The organism is Paenibacillus popilliae ATCC 14706, assembly GCF_000315235.1.
Lineage (GTDB): Bacteria > Bacillota > Bacilli > Paenibacillales > Paenibacillaceae > Paenibacillus_B > Paenibacillus_B popilliae.
Genome location: NZ_BALG01000238.1, coordinates 1 through 375, shown reverse-complemented (window position 1 = coordinate 375; position 375 = coordinate 1). Strand labels below are relative to the sequence as shown.

Annotated in this window: 1 protein-coding gene; it reads left to right on the top strand. The window is 47.2% G+C overall.

Annotated features, from left to right (window positions below; all coding sequences use genetic code 11):
- Nucleotides 1-249: transposase (locus PPOP_RS14980; protein WP_006287385.1), on the top strand; the 249-nt coding region annotated here is incomplete at its 5' end.
- Nucleotides 250-375 lie beyond the last annotated feature (126 nt).

Here is a 375-nt window from a genome sequence, read left to right as displayed (position 1 = left end):
GCTCATATCTCCAAGGAAACAAATGCTTATCTGGAGAGTCGGCCGAACCGGTTTGAGTTCGTCTTCACCCCCAAACATGGCTCCTGGCTCAATGTGATTGAAAGCTTCTTCGCAAAGATGACGAAACAGGTACTTCGTCATCTCCGGGTGAAGTCAAAAGAAGAATTAAAAGAGCAACTTGAGTTGTACCTCCAGGAAGTGAACGAAAATCCAGTGCCTTTCCGTTGGAAGTACGGTTTGGAAAATTGACAGGGCACGAACGTTATTTCAGGAGCTATCTACTAGTCGATCTGTTTAATCGAGAAATCATCGGCCATAGTGTGGGCCCCCATAAGGATGCCGACCTGATTTCTCGCGCTTTTGCGGCGGTCAAAG